The sequence below is a fragment of the Chryseobacterium sp. VD8 genome (assembly GCF_037149975.1).
GTDB classification, from domain to species: Bacteria; Bacteroidota; Bacteroidia; order Flavobacteriales; family Weeksellaceae; genus Chryseobacterium; species Chryseobacterium indicum.
This window is the reverse complement of record NZ_JBBCQL010000356.1, coordinates 1-2834: the sequence shown is the minus strand read 5'-3', so window position 1 is coordinate 2834 and position 2834 is coordinate 1. Positions and strand designations below refer to the sequence as shown.

The 2834-nt window shown below is 35.2% G+C and carries 2 protein-coding genes and 1 pseudogene; all 3 read right to left on the bottom strand.

The window, feature by feature from the left end; genetic code table 11:
- Positions 1-491: pseudogene (locus WFK35_RS22000) on the bottom strand (RHS repeat-associated core domain-containing protein); the annotation flags it as partial.
- A 179-nt stretch (positions 492-670) separates the two neighbouring features.
- Positions 671-1207: a hypothetical protein gene (locus WFK35_RS21995; RefSeq protein WP_214588800.1), complete on the bottom strand. Its 537-nt coding sequence runs from the start codon at positions 1205-1207 to the stop codon at positions 671-673.
- A partial coding sequence (locus tag WFK35_RS21990) for an RHS repeat domain-containing protein (protein WP_336734713.1) occupies positions 1207-2834 on the bottom strand: 1628 nt, incomplete at its 5' end. The genes WFK35_RS21990 and WFK35_RS21995, both read right to left, overlap by 1 nt.

Sequence of the window (2834 nt, the reverse complement as noted above, 5' to 3'; positions counted from 1 at the left end):
GGATAACCTCTGTAATCTGTTGAGGAATCGGTAACGGAAGTCAGCCTGTTTCCGGTATAAATATATCCAAGATCATCAATATTAAATGCAGAAGCACCTTGCTGAGATTGCGCCGATCTTTTCAGATTGGATATATTTCCGTTAAGATCATATTCCATCTTTTCGAAGTATTCCTTTGCAGAAGGATTGGTGTCTTTCTGGTAAAATCCTGCCAGTAGTCTGTTCACTCCATCATAAACATAGCCGTATCTTCTCAGGTTATCTCCTGTGGTTGTTCCTGTTCTCCAGTCTACTTCCGCAATATTGCCGTTGTATTTCGGTTTTACTTTCAGAGTAGAAAAGTCTGTATTGGGCGTTTCAAGCCCTTCCACTTCACTATATTTTACTTTATACCCGAACAGTTTTCCGTTAAGGTTTGCCGGATCATTGATCTTGGTCATCCATCCGCGGATGTTGTAGGTGTAATCGATGCTTTGAAGATTATTTCCCACTTTCTTGTTCACAAGCTGGGACAGATCGTTGTAGGTGTTTTCAGCAAGCAGTTCTTCGGATTACAAATCCGCGAGATCGGTTTTTTTGCCAAAAACGCAGCTACGCTATAAAACATAAAACCCACCGCTTGCGGTGGGTTATTTATTGTTGCTCACGGATTACAAATTCGCGAAAGCAATTAAATAGGACTAGGTTTTATTCTTTTTCTTTTTATTAATGAAGCTGGTGCTGGAATAAATAATTTTTCTTCTGAATTTTGTTTATTATTATTTTCATCAATTAAGCATAAACATAATTCACATTCAAAGATTAGTTTTTTAGAATCAGATTCTACAAATACACGAAGATTATCATCATGACAACAAGGACAATCTTTATCTGTCTTAAAAATCAAAAGATTAAACAATATGTGATCAACATGTTCAATTGCCCATTGATAAGAATCAACTTTTGCTTGAATAATATCGTATTGAATTATTTCTTCCAATGAATACCAAACAATATTATCATTATAAAAGATTTCTTCTATATCTAGCTTTTCATAATAACTGAAGTGAAGTTTATATAAATTTTGTATATGAACATCTTTAATTTTTTTTATTTCTTGTGTCCAATCTAATAATTTCCTTAATAAAGCATGAGCATCCAAATTTTCTTTATCTTGAATTATTCTCTGTTTTAATTGTTCCCATTTTTTTAATACAATATGACTCATTATGGTGCTACTGGATATGTTGTTATTAAATTTCCTTTTTGATCAGTAATTACATTAATCCATGATGTTAATCCTCCGCCATCTTTTAAAGCTGCATTACCTATTATCTGACCTGTATCTACAGTTCTTTGAAACTGTCCTCCTGTCAGTGGAGTTAGCGGAGCAGTAATTACAGTTTTACTTTGTAGTATGTTTTTTACCTGTTCTTCTGTTATATTAAAGACTGATCTATTATTTGCTAAAGGTCTATTAAAATGACCATTGACTACATGTTTCCATCCAGCACTCACTGGGTTTCCGTTTAAACGTAAGGGGGTAAAGCGGGTAATTCCTTTTGCTATATTAATTCTAGAAGCATCTACATTAACCAGCTTTTGTATTCCAGATGCATTTCCATGGCTAACTTGAACAAGCATAGCCATTAGTTGAACTGTACCGACAGCTTCCTGAGCTTCTTCACTTTGATAATCAAGCCACCAATCAAAAGTAGCCCAACCAGCAGACGCAACAATGTTACTTCCTCCCATCATAAAAGTTCCCATCGTGAATGCAAGATTTCTTTCAAATTTCTCTGTTGCAAGAGCTGCTTTGCTTCCTCTAATAGCTTTAGCAAACCTGTCTTCAGAAGAATGATAAGCGCTCAAGCTGTTTATACCCATCCAAGAAAGTGATGAATCATGTGATTTTAGAGGTTTTATAGGAGCAGGTATTACAACTTCTTCTATTAATTTACCACCTTTGGGACCGTATATTTTTTTTGGATCAGGATCTTCTCCAATCATACCAGTCGGATCATTAAATCTAATCGAATTTCCATAAACATAAGAATAAGGGCTATATGTGAATTGTAATTCACTTAATGGATCGTGCACTCCCCATCGTCCGACATCAGGCATATAAAACCTTGCACCATAATCATACATGCCGGACTCCGTCTGTAATTCCTTGCCATTGTATTTATACTGGTAACTGCTTCCAAAACTGAAAGAAGTATTGTATCCTTCATGCTTCATCCCAAAAGGATAATAGTTATTTTCTTCAAGAACTTCTGCGCCACCTCCACTGTTGAAATAACTTAAACGGATATTTCCCAAATGATCTGTGTAGTTGTAAATATACTTATTTTTTACAAAATCAAAATACCCTTCTGAAGTTGGAACAAATTTTAACTGAAAATCATTCGTAGGTATTCCGGATAATGGTGTCCAGTCATATTCATATTGAAACCCATCCAAGTAATCGGTGGTTCTGGTTCCCAAAGCATAAGCATAGGAAGGATCTTTATAATTATGTACTTTTCTGATCTTTGAGCCATCTGCTCTGTAAAGATAATTCGTATTTACATATACTTTGTTGCTCCTGTCGTAACTTGCAAAATCACTGAACTTAATATATTTCGGAAGATTTAAAAAATTATAATCAATCTGAAGAATACCTTTATCCTTATGATCTTTCATGTTTCCGTTCAGGTCGTAGGAAATCGTGTTTCCTGAAGTATCGGGATAACCTCTGTAATCTGTTGAGGAATCGGTAACGGAAGTCAGCCTGTTTCCGGTATAAATATATCCAAGATCATCAATATTAAATGCAGAAGCACCTTGCTGAGATTGCGCCGATCTTTTCAGAT

Excerpts from the sequence above, each read along its gene's own strand:
- WFK35_RS21995 (WP_214588800.1), bottom strand. The coding sequence starts at position 1,207 with ATGAGTCATATTGTATTAAAAAAATGGGAACAATTAAAACAGAGAATA.